Source organism: Campylobacter sp. RM9328, assembly GCF_012978615.1.
The window spans coordinates 1-2,308 of the sequence record NZ_LIWF01000033.1; the positions used below are offsets into that span (position 1 = coordinate 1).

General features: G+C 37.3%; 4 protein-coding genes. 1 reads left to right on the forward strand and 3 read right to left on the reverse strand.

The window, feature by feature from the left end:
• Positions 1–34: 34 nt before the first annotated feature.
• Complete coding sequence (locus tag CCAL9328_RS10430) at positions 35–691, forward strand: response regulator transcription factor (protein WP_169938907.1); 657 nt, start codon at positions 35–37, stop codon at positions 689–691.
• A 320-nt stretch (positions 692–1,011) separates the two neighbouring features.
• On the opposite strand, the gene CCAL9328_RS10435 is transcribed toward CCAL9328_RS10430, so the two are convergent.
• The 3 genes from CCAL9328_RS10435 to CCAL9328_RS10445 form a co-directional block, all read right to left on the reverse strand.
• Entirely contained in the window at positions 1,012–1,302 is a 291-nt protein-coding gene (locus CCAL9328_RS10435) for a DMT family transporter (protein WP_169972579.1), read from the reverse strand.
• The gene (locus CCAL9328_RS10440; RefSeq protein ID WP_170000615.1) at positions 1,299–1,715 is read right to left on the reverse strand and encodes a DMT family transporter; all 417 of its coding nucleotides are present in this window, start codon (positions 1,713–1,715) and stop codon (positions 1,299–1,301) included. Before CCAL9328_RS10440 ends, CCAL9328_RS10435 begins: the two co-directional genes overlap by 4 nt.
• 104 nt (positions 1,716–1,819) lie before the next feature.
• Positions 1,820–2,308: methylenetetrahydrofolate reductase (locus CCAL9328_RS10445; RefSeq protein ID WP_169938902.1), on the reverse strand; the 489-nt coding region annotated here is incomplete at its 5' end.

Here is a 2,308-nt window from a genome sequence, read left to right on the forward strand (position 1 = left end):
CCGCCAAAGCTACCCCTTCACACGGATAAAATCCATGAAGCACATACTTTTGCTCTCAAAAGATTTTGATCTAAACGTAAGTCTGAGCGCAGCTCTTTATAGGTTTAACTTTAGGATCATTCGTTTTGAGAGCGAACAAGATGTGATGGATGATTTTGACAACGGCAACAGATACGACCTGTATGTTTTTGACATAAAAGCAAAACAGGGCGATCTCAGCCTTGTCAAATTTATACGTGACAACAAAAACACAACTCCTATCCTACTTATACTTGATGAGTCTATCCCGACGCTATTTAAGAAAATTTATTACGCTAGGGTTGATGACTTTATAATCAGACCATTTCCTCCGGATGAGTTTATATTTCATGTATTTAAGCTCTGTAAAGTGCTACTTGGATCTAAATTTGAGTTTGCTAACGGACTTGTTTTTGACAAAGAGTCCCTTTATGTAACAGACAAAGACAAGAGGATCGAGCTTGGCAAAAAAGAAGCTCTTTTGCTAGAAACTCTAGCCAAAAATGCACCTCATGTCGTGACCTATCAAGAGCTTGACCACCTAATATACAAAGGTGAGAGTTCATCTCAAGATAGACTAAGGTCGCTTCTTAGAGAGATAAGACAAAAGATACCAAATTTAGAGATAAAGACGGTTAGAGGTATTGGATATAAGATAGACGTTGTGCTATGAATAGTCAATTTATCTCCAAAATCTAAAGTAAATTTTAGAGCAAATCAGAATAAATTATGTCCATTTTGAATATAGAGCATTAAAAGATATCATCAAGAAGCTCTTTTGCTCTATCTTTGTAAAGTTCTATTATTAGCCCATACACGCAAGATGAATTAAAAGTTGCATTTTACAACCTTAAGCTGACAATATCATACGAAGCAATTTAACAAGCATTAAGCTTGCTTGCTGCTTGTTATTTCTCGTCGGTAAAATTTAACCTTTTCCAAAATCAACACAAGCTTTTGGCGCAAATACTGCATAATAAATATCTTAAAATTTCAAGATATGATCTTTAGTCCGATACTCGAGGCTAAAATAAGTGTTATAAAAAATATCTTCTTAAAGTTTCCGCTCTCTTTAAAAAACAAAATTCCAACCGCGACACCTCCACCTGCACCTATACCGGTCCATATAGCATAGGCTGTGCCCATTGAAATTTCCTCCATAGCGATACCAAGAAACGAAAAACTTATCATAAACAAAACAGCGATAAGAAGTATAAATTTCTTCATAGCAATAACGCCAAATATCTCCAAAATCCCAGCCGTTATCAAAGCAAGCCAGCTCATATTTTACCGCCTCCAAGCTCGTTTAAGTCCTCTTCTATCTCATCTATGCCAAGATCTTTTGAAAGAGTTTTTACCGTTTTTTCATCTTGTTCGTTGCTTGTAAATTTGAGCCCTACAACGCCAACCATAAGTAAGGCGATAAGAGAAATTTTAATCATAGATACAGGCTCATTAAAAAACATCATCTCGCCAAGTACCACTCCGCCTACACCAATCCCCACAAACACACTATATGCAACACTAACTTCGATACTTTTGCAAGCCATTATCATGGCTGAAAATGAAAACATCACACCAAGTATCGTTAATGTATATAAAAACAAGCTATCGGCATGCTTTAAACCAGCCACCCAACACACCTCAACAATACCTCCAAGTATTACCAAAAGCCAGGCTAAATTTGTCCTACTCATAAATTCTCCTAAACAAAAGCGCGATTTTAGCGTAAAAATTAAAAAACTTTGAATAAAATGTGAAATTTAAGAAGAGCGAAAGACCAAAATCGGTCTATCGCTAGCTATATCATCGTTTTTAGGCTGCTAAAAAGCGTAACAGCGGCGGCGATATCAGTCTTGTTCTTAGCAACGCTTTCGACGTTTGCACCTATTGAAATTCCAAGCCTCTTTCCATACTCATATAACTCCCCAAAAAGCTTTGCACTATGTTTCATCGAGTGAGCCAACATATCTTGCGCACCCAAAAGCTCTTGCTCGGTTTTGGGTGAAATTTCTATACCAAGCCACTTCATAAACTCAAGACTTCTTGCACTTCCGCACGGCGTAAATGTAAAGATTATCGGCACTTTTGGCGCGTCAAGCTTAGCGTAGTCGTCTAAAAATTTCTTTGCATTTTTATCGTCATAAACTGCTTGTGTGATGAAAAATTTACATCCTTGCTGTATCTTTTGAGCAACTCTTAGATGTTCATCGCCTTTAGTGATGTGACGCTCCGGTATACAAATACCGCCATATACTATATCTGTGCGGCTTTTTGCTATCTCGTATGC